Source organism: Arthrobacter sp. K410C (assembly GCF_059090105.1).
Genome location: NZ_JBNHFJ010000033.1, coordinates 1 through 14,958, shown reverse-complemented (window position 1 = coordinate 14,958; position 14,958 = coordinate 1). Strand labels below are relative to the sequence as shown.

At 62.5% G+C, this 14,958-nt stretch carries 13 protein-coding genes and 3 pseudogenes; 11 read left to right on the top strand and 5 right to left on the bottom strand.

What is annotated here, in order from left to right:
* Positions 1-129: 129 nt before the first annotated feature.
* A complete protein-coding gene (locus tag AC5RU7_RS20725; RefSeq protein ID WP_494053823.1) occupies positions 130-285 on the top strand; it encodes a hypothetical protein in 156 nt (51 codons plus the stop codon).
* A gap of 779 nt (positions 286-1,064) precedes the next feature.
* Here the strand turns inward: AC5RU7_RS20725 and AC5RU7_RS20720 are convergent.
* A complete protein-coding gene (locus AC5RU7_RS20720) occupies positions 1,065-2,342 on the bottom strand; it encodes a flavin reductase (protein WP_494053822.1) in 1,278 nt (425 codons plus the stop codon).
* Positions 2,343-3,746: 1,404 nt separating this feature from the next.
* On the opposite strand from AC5RU7_RS20720, the pseudogene AC5RU7_RS20715 reads away from it, so the two are divergent.
* Together AC5RU7_RS20715 and AC5RU7_RS20710 are read left to right on the top strand one after the other, a co-directional pair.
* Positions 3,747-3,875: pseudogene (locus AC5RU7_RS20715) on the top strand (IS3 family transposase); the annotation flags it as partial.
* 141 nt (positions 3,876-4,016) lie between these two features.
* Positions 4,017-4,295 carry a hypothetical protein gene (locus AC5RU7_RS20710; RefSeq protein WP_494053821.1) on the top strand — a complete coding sequence of 93 codons (279 nt, stop codon included), beginning with the start codon at positions 4,017-4,019 and terminating at the stop codon, positions 4,293-4,295.
* Between the two features lie 105 nt (positions 4,296-4,400).
* Here the strand turns inward: AC5RU7_RS20710 and AC5RU7_RS20705 are convergent, their stop codons facing one another.
* The gene (locus AC5RU7_RS20705; RefSeq protein ID WP_494053820.1) at positions 4,401-4,685 is read right to left on the bottom strand and encodes a hypothetical protein; all 285 of its coding nucleotides are present in this window, start codon (positions 4,683-4,685) and stop codon (positions 4,401-4,403) included.
* 131 nt (positions 4,686-4,816) lie between these two features.
* Between AC5RU7_RS20705 and AC5RU7_RS20700 the strand changes: the two genes are divergently transcribed.
* Entirely contained in the window at positions 4,817-6,163 is a 1,347-nt protein-coding gene (locus AC5RU7_RS20700; RefSeq protein WP_494053819.1) for an LLM class flavin-dependent oxidoreductase, read from the top strand.
* 16 nt (positions 6,164-6,179) lie between these two features.
* Positions 6,180-6,953: an alpha/beta fold hydrolase gene (locus AC5RU7_RS20695; RefSeq protein ID WP_494053818.1), complete on the top strand. Its 774-nt coding sequence runs from the start codon at positions 6,180-6,182 to the stop codon at positions 6,951-6,953.
* 514 nt (positions 6,954-7,467) lie between these two features.
* Here AC5RU7_RS20695 and AC5RU7_RS20690 read toward each other — a convergent pair.
* Positions 7,468-7,782 (bottom strand): transposase, encoded by a 315-nt coding sequence (locus AC5RU7_RS20690; RefSeq protein ID WP_494053825.1) that lies wholly within the window; start codon positions 7,780-7,782, stop codon positions 7,468-7,470.
* A 332-nt stretch (positions 7,783-8,114) separates the two neighbouring features.
* Between AC5RU7_RS20690 and AC5RU7_RS20685 the strand changes: the two genes are divergently transcribed.
* The 6 genes and pseudogenes from AC5RU7_RS20685 to AC5RU7_RS20660 all read left to right on the top strand — a co-directional run bounded on the left by AC5RU7_RS20685 (position 8,115) and on the right by AC5RU7_RS20660 (position 13,398).
* On the top strand, positions 8,115-8,867 hold the full coding sequence (locus AC5RU7_RS20685; protein ID WP_494053817.1) for an SDR family NAD(P)-dependent oxidoreductase: 753 nt from the start codon (positions 8,115-8,117) through the stop codon (positions 8,865-8,867).
* Between the two features lie 124 nt (positions 8,868-8,991).
* Positions 8,992-9,528, top strand: a pseudogene (locus AC5RU7_RS20680) (transposase family protein); the annotation flags it as partial.
* 707 nt (positions 9,529-10,235) lie between these two features.
* Positions 10,236-11,024, top strand: coding sequence for an SDR family NAD(P)-dependent oxidoreductase (locus AC5RU7_RS20675; protein WP_494053816.1), 789 nt, complete (start codon positions 10,236-10,238; stop codon positions 11,022-11,024).
* Positions 11,025-11,039: 15 nt separating this feature from the next.
* A pseudogene (locus AC5RU7_RS20670) lies at positions 11,040-11,393 on the top strand (EthD family reductase); the annotation flags it as partial.
* 152 nt (positions 11,394-11,545) lie between these two features.
* Positions 11,546-12,958 (top strand): ABC transporter substrate-binding protein, encoded by a 1,413-nt coding sequence (locus AC5RU7_RS20665; RefSeq protein ID WP_494053815.1) that lies wholly within the window; start codon positions 11,546-11,548, stop codon positions 12,956-12,958.
* A gap of 266 nt (positions 12,959-13,224) precedes the next feature.
* Complete coding sequence (locus tag AC5RU7_RS20660; RefSeq protein ID WP_494053814.1) at positions 13,225-13,398, top strand: hypothetical protein; 174 nt, start codon at positions 13,225-13,227, stop codon at positions 13,396-13,398.
* A 714-nt stretch (positions 13,399-14,112) separates the two neighbouring features.
* On the opposite strand, the gene AC5RU7_RS20655 is transcribed toward AC5RU7_RS20660, so the two are convergent.
* Entirely contained in the window at positions 14,113-14,583 is a 471-nt protein-coding gene (locus AC5RU7_RS20655; protein WP_494053824.1) for a biotin carboxylase N-terminal domain-containing protein, read from the bottom strand.
* 40 nt (positions 14,584-14,623) lie between these two features.
* Positions 14,624-14,809, bottom strand: coding sequence for a biotin/lipoyl-containing protein (locus AC5RU7_RS20650; RefSeq protein ID WP_494053813.1), 186 nt, complete (start codon positions 14,807-14,809; stop codon positions 14,624-14,626).
* Positions 14,810-14,958: the final 149 nt, after the last annotated feature.

The following is a 14,958-nucleotide window of genomic DNA, read 5'->3' as shown; positions in this document are numbered from 1 at the left end:
TGCTACGAGGCTAGAGCCCAGCAATCCGCGCCGGTATGGGCTTGCACACATCCTGAACGACGACGAAATGGACCAGCAAACAACCGGATTTGCGGGCAAGATCGTGGTGTCCAGTATCGAACGGAGCCCGTGTACCTCATCGTCAACAACTCCCGCCTCGTCCTCGCCGATCCGATGTCGTTCGAGCAGTTCCACGTCGCCCGTGCCCCAGGGACCGATACCGCCCGGTTCGCAGTGCCGCTCACGGAGCAGGCCGCCGGTCGCGTGGCCGGCAATGACGTGTGAGTCTGCACCGCTTGGTTCGGGACCCAGTCCATCGATGAGACCTGGCTCACCGCCGTCGACCGCATGTTCGACTTCGCAGGGTCGAAAGGGTGGACGGACCTGAAATGCACCTGGGTCCAGGCATACGTCGCCACGAATAGGTGCTGTCCACCGGGGACGCGCGCGGCGGCCCGTCGAGGTCCCCACGACCCTCTCACACCCAACCCGCCGGGAAGCGGCACCTGCCGCACGATGACAATCTTGCCGTTGCTGCCGCCTCGGCTCGCATACTCGAACGCCTGTGCGACATCCTCGAGACCCGTATCGATACGCGATTGGAACAGCAGCAACCCCGAATGCAGCCAGCGCGAGTGCTCGGCCTTCGATCTCCTGCAGCACCTGCGGGGGAGTTGTTGTGCGGGCGCGCAGCAACCAGAACTCAGACAGCAGTACCTGTCGGAACACCACGTTATGTGCGTCGATGACACACGGCTCCCCTGAGAGGAGCCCGTAGGTGAAGACGGTCGATCCGGTTGCAAGCGTGTCTGCAAGGTATCCAGTACTCGACCCTCCGACAGCGTCGAGGCAACTGTTGGCTCAACGCCGTCCATCGCTGCGAGCAGACCCTCGCGGCAGCCTGGTCCGTGGCGGCCCGGGCGGGAGTGCGAGCACCTTTTCCACCGGAGCGAACCCCGGCTGGGTTGACGGGAGCCATCACCAGCTCGATCAACAGCTCGCCTGAGGCGGGCACCAGCTTCCGCGCCCGATCAATGATCGATGCCTCACGCTGAGTCACTGTCCTATTCAGTATCAGTGCCATCCTCCTGCGCAGGGCGCAGACCGCCGATCAGATCCGAGATCTCATCCGCAGCCGCGATCAGACGGTCGGTCAGCGCACGCACTCGGCGAGCGTCGAGTACATCGTCCACAATGAGTCGTACGGCGACGGCGACCCGCCCCCGATTATCGAACACCGGGGCGCCGAGATAACGAACCGGCACGGGCCCGTCGCCGTCGATCGCGGTGACATAATATGGCTCCAGCTCGTGGACAGCTTGTCGCAGATGGCTCAGGTCATCCCGACTCGGAGCCTCCCCGAGAAAGACCTTGTCGAGCACTGCATCGATCTCAGGGGCGATGGGAGGGACCACCACGAAGCCTGCGTCGCGAATGGCCCGCAACGCATCCACCTGCCGGTCACGCCAGCCATCGGTGTTCGCCCAGCGTCGTCCCACCCACTCTTGAATCGCACTCGCCGACGACCACGCCATGAAGATTCCCCCAAACGGCGGAATGAACGGAAGCCGGATGCCGACGTGATGCTTCCCCGCCCAGTCGGAATCGTCGCCGCCTGCTGCTGCGAGAATGACCAGCTCATCGTCGACCGCCGCCTGGATCGAGGTCTCGTAGCCCGTCTCCCGTGCCAGTTGCTCGATCGCCCGGCGAGACTGCTGTGCGATCTTCAACTGCTCCATGAGGCCGGGCTGATCTTCGGCCACGAGGGAGTCGATACTGAACTTTCCGTATCCACCACGAACGAATGTCAACGGCGACACTGAGCGCGCGGGTTCCATCGCCTGCACACGGGCGAAGACGACAAAGTGATCACCTCGCTCGAGCACCTCCTCGACGAGACAGTCAATCCAGGCGACAGACCCATCGATAATCGGGGCACCGGACGGCGCCGGATGCCAGGTCACGCCAGCCCACTTGTCTTCAACGGACTTCGAGGCAAAGGTTCTGCACACCTCGTCTTGATCAGCCGCGAGGACGTTGATGCAGAGCTGCTGCACGCGCTGCATCTTGGCCCAGCTCGATGAAGACTTCGAAGGGAGGAAGGCGACAAGGGGCGGGTCAAGCGAGACCGAGGTCAGCGTGCCCACGACCATCCCCAGCGGCTCTCCAGACTCGCCTCTGCCCGCCACAAGGGCGACACCTGTGGGATAGCGACCCATCACGTCCCGAAAGGTACGTGGGTCCAGTTCCGCGCCGGACGCACCCGGCACCGGGGCTAGCAGACCGCCACGCTCAGACACTGAGGATGTTGTCATCGGCGTTTTCTCCTTCATGATTCCCATCTCACGCCGCCTGCCGAACAACGCGGCGAGGCCGGTACGGGGTTTTAAGATGCTGCAACTCTATGAAGCGCGCCACACAGGCAACAATGTTCATGAGGACATAGGTTCTTCGCCCGAAGTAGAGCTTCGCCCACTCCGAGCTACCAGCAACCCCCATTGTCGACCGACATAGAAGGGCGAGAAGACCCGAACCCAAGCTGTTGCACCCGTGTAAGGGCCCGGTTGCGAGCAGCGTCCCACGGCGGAAGGCGTGTGCATGTTAAGGCGTGACGTAGCGTTGCCCCAGTGACCTGGAGGAGGCCGAAGCAGCCGCGGCGTCCTCCGACTGTCATTTTTTCTTTCCGCGTCACGCGAGGATGAGGTAGTCCTACCCGGGACGGTCTGACGCGTCTCTACGATTGGCCCGCAGGGTGGCTAGGCGTTGTTTTGCCTGCCGTCCGGTCCGGCGTGCAGCAAGCACTGCGGCCGGTCGGGCGTGACCTGATTGATAGGAGCCTGGAGCAGTCTCGACAACCCGTCCCCATGACAGTTCTGTACACCCGCCGGCGACGGCGTGAAACCACGCCCACCCAATAAGGAGACAGAACACCAGGTCAGAGTTCGCGCCTGTCCGCTCAGGCGATGTCGTGGTCGGGCGTCCACACGCACAAACACATCAACGTCGCCGCGGTAATGGACTCGATCGGTAGGATCCTCGGACCCTCGCGATCGCGACCGACACGGGTTTCCGGCAGCTCTCGGAATGGGCTGCGGGCGTCGGAAGGATCATCGCGTTCGGGATCGAGGGCACCGGCTCCTACGGGGCGGCGCTCACCTCGTTTGCGCCGACTCGGGCACGAGGCCATTGGGTTCTCCCCGACCGGCGGCTGCGTCGCTTGAACGGGATATCGGACATCCTCGGGGCCGAGAACGCAGCGCAGTAGCCTGGGGTGGGCTCTACGGACAAAAAGAAGAACCTATTTCGGCGCTTACATAAGGGCCTGCATGGTCCTTGTGTCGCACTACACGCTCGGACGCGATGCAAGCGAGCGACGCATGCTCAAGTACAACGAGTACGTCGTCCGTGCGGTGCACGACCTCATAGTACGGCTTGCGCCGCACCTGCCCATCACGGACCTTCACGCCGATCGTGTCGATGGACACGTCGGGTATGACCCTGTCCAATTGTCGGTTCTGCCACGGCCATCTCCTGGTCGGGCATTTCGCTGTCGTTGGCCTGGTGCTTCTCACACCCGAGGTGCTCACTCACCTCGACCTCGAGCGCCGTCCTCAACACATTCTTCGTCAACCCGGCGAGCAGCAGCTAAGCCTAACGAGGCTGACGCCCTTCTCCTTCTCGAGCAACTGCTCGGCGATCGGTACGGGGGCATGAGAGCTCGGCCTGGAAGTTATCCTCACCAGGACCGGTGGCGGAACCACCACGGCAGGCTCAAGGCCGACGATGCAAAGCGGCTGACGGAGCTTGAGAAGCAGAATGCGACGCTGAAGCGGCAGCCTGCCGGAGCGGAGCTGGAGAAGGCCGCGCTGAAAGAGGGTTGACGGAAGTTTGTTCCAATACCGGCCTGGTCTACACAAATGGGCCGGTCACGGGCTACCGCTGACCATTCCTCTTGGTCGCGCTTCGACACCCCGGCAGCACCGTAGATCTGGCCGGGGACCGGCGGGACGGCGTATGTGGAAACGCTCGCGACGGCCAGGGCCGGGAAGGACTTCCGCGACGCCGTGGCATTGGCCGCCGACCAGTTCGACATCACTATCAAAGCTGCGCGGAAAATGAACCAGGATGACGGGAGAACAGCGGCCACATCGCGGCCCGGATTGCGCGTGAGGGTGAAACCCGTCGAGGCAGGCCTTGAGATATACAACGGTTTTCTCTCCCAAGGGAACGACCCGACTCTTGTCCCTTTGACACCGAGCATGACGCGCCTCTGTGGAGACTCTAGGCTCTTTTGAGTCGGGGCAAAAACCCCAGCAGTTCCACCGGTTCGTCAACGGTGTTCCAGCGGGTACCCTCTTCGCTGAGCGGCGATAGGGCGCGCACGCCGATCCGCACGCTTCCTATTCGATGTGCGCTCGCACCCAGGTGCGCTTTGTGTCGGTCCAACCCTGGGTCGCGGCGTAATCCAGCATCTTCTCCAAGCTGACTGACCACTCGGGGCCGGAGCTTTGAGCGCGCAGCCATTCGATGCTCACCAGAACGTGCTCCCCGGCCACCTGCCCGGCCCCCGAGCTCGCTAACGCACTGTCGAGATGGACTCCGGCGGTGCGCTGCACATGAAATGTGGTGAAGGTATCGGGCTGCACCAGCGTGACGCTGTTTTGGTCTGTCGCGGCGAGATACATGCGCCTCTCCTCTGCTGTCTGCCCGCCTTGATTCACAGGAATGGAAGGCGGGCGGGGAACCTGATGACCCATCATGCGCTGCTCCTCTCGGCCGGCGACATGGCCTACTGTCCACGGCAGGGGTGGGATCCATGGACACTGATCCATTGCCTGCAGATGATGCCGAGAGCGAAATTTGGGAGAACAAAACGGTCATCGCCGACGTACTGCCCAGAGAGGAAATACACGTGAAATTCCATTGGTTCGCCGAGGTCACCTATGAGGACCTGCCCAAAGACTGGCCGCCGCCGGGCAAGGGGTCGTGGGTAGATGGTGACATCTCACTCATGGACCCGGTCCGGATGGGAGAGAACTACCACTCCTTCCTCCGGCTCATGCAGCAGGCCGACCGTGAAGGATTCGATGGCCTCGCCGTCAATGAGCATCACCAGACTCCGTTCGCGGTAACCCCATCGCCCAACCTCTTGGCCGCGAGCCTCGCGAGCTCCACTGAGAATGCCGCGATCTTGATCATCGGTGACTCACTGGCCCTGTACAACCCTCCGACCCGGGTGGCGGAGGAGATGGCCTATCTCGACTGCCTTTCGGGAGGACGGGTCATTGCCGGCTTTGTCTTCGGCACGCCCATGGATTCGGCGTTCGCCTACGGCACCCCGCCTTCTGAGGTGCGCGAGCGCTTCCATGAAGCCCGCGAACTGGTCGAGCGTTCCTGGCGCGAGAAGGAGCCGTTCGCGCACAACGGCAAGTACAACAAGTTGCGTTATGTCAATGTCTGGCCCCGGCCGATCCAGGAGAAGCTCCCCATCTGGGTGCCAGGGTCAAGCTCGATCGAGACGTGGGAGCTGGTCACCCAGGAGAACTACTGCTATGGCCACCTGTCGTTCTCGGGGCTCCAAGCGGCCAAACCCACGATCGATGGCTACTGGGACTACGTTGAGGAGAACGGCGGGGACATGAACCCCCACCGGATGGCCTTCACCCAGCTGATCTGCGTCGCCGACACCGATGCTGAGGCAGAGAAGAAATACTACGAGGCAATTAAGAGCTTCCAGCGAATCCGTAACCCTGGGCCACGGTTCGCCATGGCCCCCGGATACAACACGGTCAGATCGATGACGACCCAGATGAAGCGGGCTGGTGGGGTTGGAATGGATCCGGAGGATGCGCGCCGCGCCGTGGCCGGCGAGATGAGCTTCTGGGAGTACGACGAGAAGGGCTACATCATCGCTGGTACCCCGGATCGGGTCACGCAGAGGGTTCGTGAGCTTGCAACGGATCTGCGGATCGGGCAGCTCATTACCTCGCTACACATGGGCAACCTTAACGAAGAGACGGCGGCAGAGAACACCCACCTCTTCGGAACCAAGGTGATCCCACAGCTGCGGGATCTCTGGTCCGACTATGAGGACAAGTGGACTCCTCAAGTGAGCCAGGCTCGCGTGGCTGCGGCTTCCTCCGTCCTCGTCTCGGAAAGGTGAGCAAGAGGACATGATTATGGATAAGCAAAATGTCGGCCCCTTCACGTTGCGGGTATGGCAGGGGGGGCAGGGCAACCCCGTCCTCTTCCTCCATGGCCTTGAGCGTCACCCTGGAAATGCTCCCTTCCTCGCCCAGCTTGCGAAGTCCCACGACGTGCGGGCCCCTGAGTTCCCCGGCTACGGCGAATCGACTGGCTTCGAGAGCATCCACGATCTACAAGACGTCACGCTTGCCCTGCGCACGCTCGTCGGGAGCTGGGGATGGACGCAGATCGACGTCATCGGTCACTCATTTGGCGGCATGGTGGCAGCGGAGTTCGCCGTGGGTTCCCCCCACCTCGTGCGCAAGCTGGTATTGGTAAACAGCTACGGCCTGTGGAACGACGACGAGCCCGTTGCCGATGCCTTTGCGATGACGCCTGGCGACCTCGCTGAGGCCAAGTGGCACGACGTGGACGCCCAGGGTCGCGAGACCAATGTCGCAGAGAAGGGCTTGCCGGCCGCGATCGAGCGCACCACCAACATGGGTTCAGCCACCAAGTTCCTGTGGCCGATCCCGGACCGTGGGCTCAGTCGCCGCCTGTCGTTCATCGAGGCCCGCACGCTGGTTGTCCACGGAGCATCCGACGGGATCATCCCCCTGTCGTCGTCGCAGACCTTCGGTGACGAAATTCCTGGTGCACAGCTTCGTGTTATCGAGGGGGCCGGCCACCTTCCGATGTTCGAGAAGGAGGAGGAGTTTTATTCCGTTGTCGAGGCGTTCCTCAGTAATGACGAGGTGGTCCCCTGAGCACGAGGAAAACGGTCGGCCTTCACCACGAAAGTGCGTGGTGAAGGCCCTCCGCTCCTCCTTATCGCTGGGCTCGGCCTGAATCTAGGCATGGGCCCGGCTGCGGCAGTGCTCGAACAGCACTTCACCGTCATCACGGTCGACAACCGCGGGGCGGGGCGAAGCCCCGCTCCCGAGGGTCCTTACACCATCGATGTTGCGGGCTTTGTAGTCATCTTTGTCGAAAGCCGGAGTTTGCCGCCCGCGGAGCGTCGTCGTTTCCGCTGCCCGACCCGGGCAGAGGGTTGCGGTATGACAGCCGTGATTCCGCAGTCGCGCAGATGGGTCCGGATCGCGCGGGATGAACTAGGCCTTGTCTCCGCGGAGACGGTCCGGGCGGGTGCGAGGCCTGCCCGGACCGGCCCGGTTGATCTTCAACTGGTCCATCAGGGGCGTTAACATCGGCGCGTCGCCACCCTGACCCGCGGCAACCAGCAGAACTAACGGCCCCAATGTCATCGACCAGGGCGTGGATTTACGTGCTCAATCCGCCGCGGGACCGGCCGATCGCATGATCCGCCGGCTCACCAAACAGATTCATATAATTCGACGGGACCCCTGCGGTGCGGGAAAAATTGGTCTTGTGCTGGTGGGCCTGGTTCACCGTCGAGTCGACCGAGACGGACCAATCCACCTCGCCGCGGGCATCAGCCACCGTCAGCAGTTCAGCCAGAAGCCTGTCCCACGTTCCGTCACCGCTGTAGGGGCGATGACGCTTCCAGATCGTCTGCCGCGGACCGAATTCAGTTGGCACGTCATGCCAAGCGATCCCGCACCGATACCGGTAAATGATGCCCTCACCACCCGCCGGCCATCACGGAACGGACGTCCCTGACGACAGCCGAGGACGGCAGTATCGGTTGAATGTGGGCCCACCGACCATCAGTCAGAACAGAAGTACGAGACGCCCACCAAGCCTCCCCGACAACCACCCGAGGTCTAGGAGACAGGACCTAGCACGGCCGTTACTCAGACACTCCGGCGAAAATCAACACTAGGCGCAACCGTCTCTACCTGCGTTGATGTGAGTCTGCCTAGACGGGTGCTTCCATCAATGGACTCGGCAACATAGGAATCTCTTCACCTCGCCACCATCCTTGACCAAGGAAATGGAGTGTAGCCATGCATAATGAACTTGACGGCAAAGTGGCCGTCGTTACCGGGGCCGGTCGTGGTTTCGGCCGGACTATATCGGAGCTTCTAGCTGCGCGAGGGGTGAGCGTGCTGGTAGCCGACATCGACGAGGCGCAGGTCCAGGAAGTAGCGGACCAGATCGTGGCGAGAGGCGGGTGCGCGAAGGCTTGCCGGATCGATGTCCGAAACAGTGAGTCCGTGCACCAGATGGTCGAGGCATCACGAGAGCTGGGCGTGCTCGAGCTCGCTGTCAACAACGCTGGAGTCGCCGGACCAGCACGCCCGATCGCGGAATACCCGATCGACGACTGGACGCGGATTATTGAGACCAACCTGACCGGTGTCTTCCACTGCCTGCAGGCCGAACTGTCCGTCATGGCCGACGTCGGTCGAGGTTCGATCGTTAACGTCGCATCCGTGCTCGGGCTGGTCGGGCGGCCGAACGCAGGCGCTTATGTCGCTGCCAAGCATGCTGTTGTTGGTCTGACCAAGACTGCGGCGCTGGAGTACGGCGAGCAAGGAATCCGGGTCAACGCTGTGGCTCCCGGTTACGTCCTCACCGACCTCAATCGGGAGCGACTCACGAAGCGTGATCAGTCAGGTATCAGCGCCGCTACCGCGCTCGGTCGTCTCGGAAGGACAGATGAAATTGCCGACATGGTCGTTTTCCTGCTAAGCGAGGCGGCCTCCTACGTCACCGGCAGTTGCCTCGTGGCCGACGGTGGATACAGTGCGCACTAAGCCTCGATCCACGGTGCTGATTGGGGCTCCGTCGGCGGTTTAAGCCGAGAATTGCCTGTCTTTTCGCGGTAAATGGAGTTTTTCTAGAACACCTCTTTACCCGAAAAGATGAGGCATCTCGTGGATGCAACTTTTCCATAGCGGCGCGTCCTTGTCAGTCTCCTTCGACGGGCCCAACCTCGTGTCGGCCGCCGGCCTGGTCCCGGTCATGGGACTGCCCCTCGAAGCCAGACTCGGGGGCCTGGCCGGTGACCGGCTGAGCGTGCCTACGGACAGGGGCACAAACGCCGGGTTGAAAGGGGCCGTCGCTGGTCCCCGGGATGGTTGCCGGGGCGAATTCATCGAGGACATGGCCCTGCTGCGCCAGGGCGGCATGGGCAGGCTGTTCACCGCCTGTTACGCGCCCTCGATGCTGGGCTCGTTCCTGCGCTCCTTCACCCTCGGGCACGTCCACCAGCTGGACGTGGTCGCGTCCTGGTTCCTGGGGCACCTGGCGGCAGGGACCCCGCTGATCCGCGGCAGCACCGAGGAATACACCCTGGTTGATGTGGACGCCACGATCATCGAGGTCCACGGATACAAGAAGCAGGGCTCCGGCTACGGCTATTCCGGGGTCCGCGGCGTGAACGCACTGCTGGCCACCGACAGCACCAGGGACACTGTGCGTGGCCCGATCGGCCTCCTGAACGCTTCGGTCGTCACCGCAGGCATCGCCTTGCTGGTCCTGGCGCTATCCCAGCTCCCGCTCGCCACACCGACTGGGTCGAGGCTGGCCATCGCGTCCCTGATCGGGGCAACAGTGCTCGGCGTGGGTCTTTTTGTGCTCCACGACGATCAGCCGCGCCATTGCTCCCCAGGCGTCAGCGCTCAGCCCCCCGGGCACCTGCCACCGCGCTGCTGGGCGCCACCGCGCTGCGGCGACAGGCCCCGCGGAAGAAGCCGCCGCTCAGTCACGGGCGCAGCTCAGCCTGGGCGTCGCGCTCGCCGCCACGCTGATGGACTCGTGGTGAGCATATTCAGCCTGCGTGAACCACGCCAACCACGCGGCAGGGTTGGGCCATCCGCCACCGTTGCGGTGACAGATGTAGGCGCCGGCACATTGCAGGTCGGTTCGGTGATGAGACAGGCTGACGACAGCGCAACAGGTGCCGAAGGGTGTCACGACGCCAAGGACCGGGGCGTATGAGTGTGCTGTTGAGCCGCTCAGCGCCTGGTTTCGGCGTGCTGTGGACGCGGATGATTGCCAAAACTGCCCACGTGTCGCACTTCCGCGGCGTGGGCGTGACCAGGAGCTGAACCGGCATCTTTGCGGCAACGCTCATCAGACAAAGCTTGCTACACGATCATCAGACAAAGGAGGAGTTGTTCATGGGATTACTTGATGGAAAAGTTGCGCTCATCACCGGGGGTGCCAGCGGGATTGGGCACGCTTGTGCAGTCCGCTTCGCTCGGGAGGGCGCGGACATTGTCGTCGCGGACTTGCAGCCGGGAGAGGCGACCGTGGCCGCGGTGGAGGCGCTCGGCCGACGTGCGATTTATGTCCGGACCGACACGACGAGTGAGGCTGACTCCGATGCGATGGTGGCTGCCGGAGTCGAAGCCTTTGGGCATATGGACATCGGCGTGGCATCGGCGGGTGTGTCAACCGCGTCCTCGTTAAAGGACCGGGAGACCCGGGTCCAGTCGGACAGCTTCCACGTGCAAAATCTGGTGCTTGGAGAGTTTACCCGAGTCTTGGACATCAACATCACCGGCGTCATGCTGACTGGACGCGCGCTGGTCCGGCAGATGCTCAAGCAGGAGACCGGCGGCTCGATCGTCAACATCGCCTCCACGGCCGGGAAGATCCCGCTGCTCGGCGCCGCGCCATACTGTGTCTCCAAGGCTGGAGTGATTATGCTGACCAAGGTCATGGGGCTCGAGCTTGCGGATAAGGGCATCCGGGTGAATGCAGTGGGTCCCGGCTACACGAGCACGCCGATGTGGGATGTCCCGGAGGACAGTGACGTCCACGCGCGGGCGATGAGCATCACTCCCATGGGGCGTAATGGCACGCCCGAGGAGCAAGCAGCAGCCTGCCTCTACCTGGCCAGCGACGAGTCGTCCTTCATGACCGGGCAGACGTTACACCCGGCAGGCGGCCAGTTCACCGGCTGAACCGACCGACATTACCTCCGCCCTCATCTCGCCCCCGCGGAACAACTCCCTGGGCTGCGCCGGCTGGATGTCACCCGTTTCGTTGACGGTACCGACAGCTCGGTGCCGACCTACCATCTGATGGCTGGCCTCTACTTCGGCGATGCCTCAGCCTTGGACGCTGCACTGTCCTCCGACGCTGGCAAGGCGCTCCGTCAGGTACGGCGAACCTGCGTGGGACTCCGGCTACGCGTCTGCTTGGTCAGGTTGACATCTGAGACCAAGGGGAGTTCCACATGGCAGGGGCTCCTGGCGTGGATGCATGTCCATTCTCTGGGGATCGCAATTCAGCAATCCTCTAAGGGAAGCTTGGTACAGGGCTTTGTCTGAACACAAAGGAGTGAAATATGTGGCGTCGTTCCACCTTGTTGGCTACGGCCTTAGCCAGTGTCCTACTGGTGACCGGGTGCACTAGTAGTGGTAGTGGTAATGGGGGAAGTGCCCAGGAGATAGATCCGAACGGCACCTTCCAATATGTGTTCGTGCAGAACCCATCGACCCTGGACCCGCACAAGTCCGCCAACGCCTGGGACATGATCAGCCTCCGCCTTGCCTACGATCAGTTGATCTGGCAGAACGAGGACGGCGACCTGGAGCCAATGCTCGCGACCGAGTGGAAGTTCGTTGACGACGGTGCGGCTTTGGAGATGTCGCTGCGGGACGATGTGAAGTTCATCGACGGGGAGAAGTTCAACGCCCCGTCGGTCAAGGCGAACATCGAGCGGGCGAAGACCTTGGAAAAATCGGCGCTGAAGGGGCAACTGGCCAACGTTGAGTCGGTGGAGGCCATCGAGGAATTCAAGGTGCGGTTCAACCTCAACGGACTCGGTGGCAACCTTCCGGGAGTGCTTGCGGAGCGAGCCGGGTCGATGATCAGTCCGGCAGCCTTCGACAACCCGGATTTGGACCAGAACCCCGTGGGGTCCGGTATGGCGAAGTTGGTCGAGTATATCCCCGGGCAGGTGGCTCGGTATGAGCGCAATGAGGACTACTGGGAGCCGGACGCAGTGAAGGCTGCCTTCTACGAGATCCACGTTCAGACTGCGTCCCCGACACGGGTGAACATGCTGTCCACTGGTCAGGGAGACCTGGCCTATTTGATGCCCCAAGACGAGGCTGGGGCCCAGGCGGCCGGCTTGAACGTTGCTCCGTCGCTCAGCAGCACCTACTACCGGTGGACGGTGAACACCTCTAAGAAGCCTTTCAACGACCTTCGCGTTCGGCAGGCGCTCGAGCATGCGGTCGACAGGCAGGCGATCGTTGATGGTGTCTTCTTTGGTGCCGGAGAGCCGATCGCCCAAAACCTCGCGCCGGACCACTGGGCCTACGACCCCACCGTCGTACCGGACAACTCAGACTATGCCTACGACCCTGAACTGGCTAAGAAGCTGCTGGCGGAGGCCGGCTACCCGAACGGGTTTGAGTTCGAGATGCTCGTCCCGGCCCTAGACGACCACCGTGCCATCGCCGAGGCGGTGGTGCCGATGCTCGCCGAGGTCGGAATGGTAGCCAAGCAGCAGGTGATCGAGTCACCTACGGCGCCGGTAACGTTCTTCGCCGAACAGAAGGGCGACGCCTACATCGGGGCCACCGCTCCAATCGTCGACCCGAGTAACCAGTACGAGTCGAACCTCGCTGGGCAGTTCCGCAATCCGTGGGGCACCGTCTCGGATGAGTTCACCTCCGCCTGGAAGGATTCGTTGAAGGGTGTCACGCGGGAGGAGCGCATCCCAGCCATCCACAAGATGATTCAGGCAGAGAAGGGGCTGCTCCGCGAAATTCCCATCATGCTGTTCCAGCCGCCGAGCGCATGGTCTGAGCGGGCTGTCTTCCCTGAGGGCTACACGGCCTCCTACACGCCGCACTTCCGTGGCGTTGGTGTCACCAGTGACTGAGTAGCCCGACCACTACTAACCGCGTGACTCTACTTGGCCGACCACCTCGGACTCGAGGTGGTCGGCCAAGGTATGTCTTGATTGGTGGCCAGCAAGTTCAAGATCGCGTAGTCGCGCCTGCCCGCCCCTGTCCGGCTGTCAACACTTCGCCAAGACCCGATTGACATCGGCCCGCGAAATGGATCGGAACCTGCTCCGGTACGGACTGCACGCCCCTGGCTTTCTATGTAGCGACAGCCGAGGCGGTCCGGGCCTTACACGGAGCCGTGGAAGCACAGACGACGGAAGGAGCCGCTGCTGCGGCAGTGGCAGCCGCGTTGGTGAAGCAAAAAGAAGCCGAAATTTTCGCTCTACTGCGGATGCTCGAGGATCTGCGAGGGCAGAAGGCGGGCTCGCTTAGCAGCGGCCAGCAGCAGATGTTGGCCATTGGACGAGCGTAGATGGACCAGCCCCGATTATTGATGCTCGACGAATCCTCGTTGGCGCTTGCGCCCATCATCGTGGCCCAACTCTTCAAGCTGATCACCGATATCCGCGATCGGAGCGTGACGTCCTCCTCGTCGAACAGAATGTGGGCCACGCGCTGCGTTGGCGATCGAGGATACGCGACGCAGGAGGGCCGCGTCGTGATGGGAGGTACGAGCAGTGGATCGCTCGACAACCGTGACCTGACAGACGTGAGGCTCCGTATCGCGGAAATTGCGCTATAACGTCGAAGTCATCTCGTTGTCGGTGGGCCGATACGCGTTCTGGTCGTTCACTTTAGCCGGCGCTAGCGTAGCTGTGGTCCTAGGCGTTTCAGATGTCGGGGTTCGGTGATGGTCGCTCACCGGATAGATCGCGCGGCCAGCCTGCCTGAGCGTCGTGCACCGGTGGAACTTAGATCTCATGGACGGGAGCGGTGAGTGGCGCCTTGGGCGAAGACGGTGTGAAGCCGAGTCGCCGGTCTGTTTATAAGGTGGTGGCTCATTGACATCTTGCGTTTTGAGAACTTCGTGACCGTAGGCCCATGTTGTGCTGTCGACCCCAACTGGCGAATTGCCTACTGCGCCGTAGCAGCCTGGAGTTCTTACAAACGCGAAGGCGGTGCTCGGGAACCAACGACGTGGTCAGGCTTGACGGAACGAGCTGGGCTGAAAGACTCCGAGGCGGAGTTATCGTGCGACAGCCGGACCCTGCATGGAAGACTTGCAGGCGATATCCGCGGCACCTGCGAGTCCAAAGGACGATCCATCCCAACCTCGGGACGCCCACTGGGACCGATTGCCCCCGTGTCGTGGAGGACTGTGCCTGCTCCGCGTTGGTCTTCGGCGTTGATGCGGCATCCGATGGCGTGGCCGGATGACGATGTCAGGCATTGCGGTAGCCGACTTCGTGGCATAGGGCGACCGCGGCGGCAGCCAGGCCGCCCGCTGATCGGCATCAAGCACCGGACGTGATCTCGGCAAGGCCTTGTGAGCCATTGCCGCGCCGATCACCGCGTGAGCGTTGCGGCAGCTCGACTTGGCTTGCGAGGGGCCGATGCAGACCGCTTGGTCGGCCAGCTTCACGGGCAGAGAATTTGCGTCGGCCTCGGAGTAGACGAGCACACTGCAGATGCCCGGCTCTTTGCACGCCCGGAGGATGCGTAACGGGTTTCACCGCGGTTGGCGATGAGGACGCTATTCAGTGGTCGTCTGGAATGCAGCCATTGCGCGTGATCACCAGCAATAATTGGCCGTACTCGACTGCCTGCTCGTTATCGACGAGGATCTTGCTGTTGGAGCCGGAGAATTGGGTCTCGATGTTGCTCATGAGCTTCATCACCTCGACGATGCCGGGCACCGTCGCCACCGCGACGCTGTCGCCCACCCGCAGAAAGGGGGAATCGCCGGGCTTCGGCTAGGCGTAGCGGTCTTCGCTCAGGTGGAGGTGGGCGCGTCCTGCGATGTTCGCGAATCTCATTTTTCTTCCTGGGTCAGGGCAAGAGCGGTTGGTAGCTGCGTGGCGCGCGTGTCGGG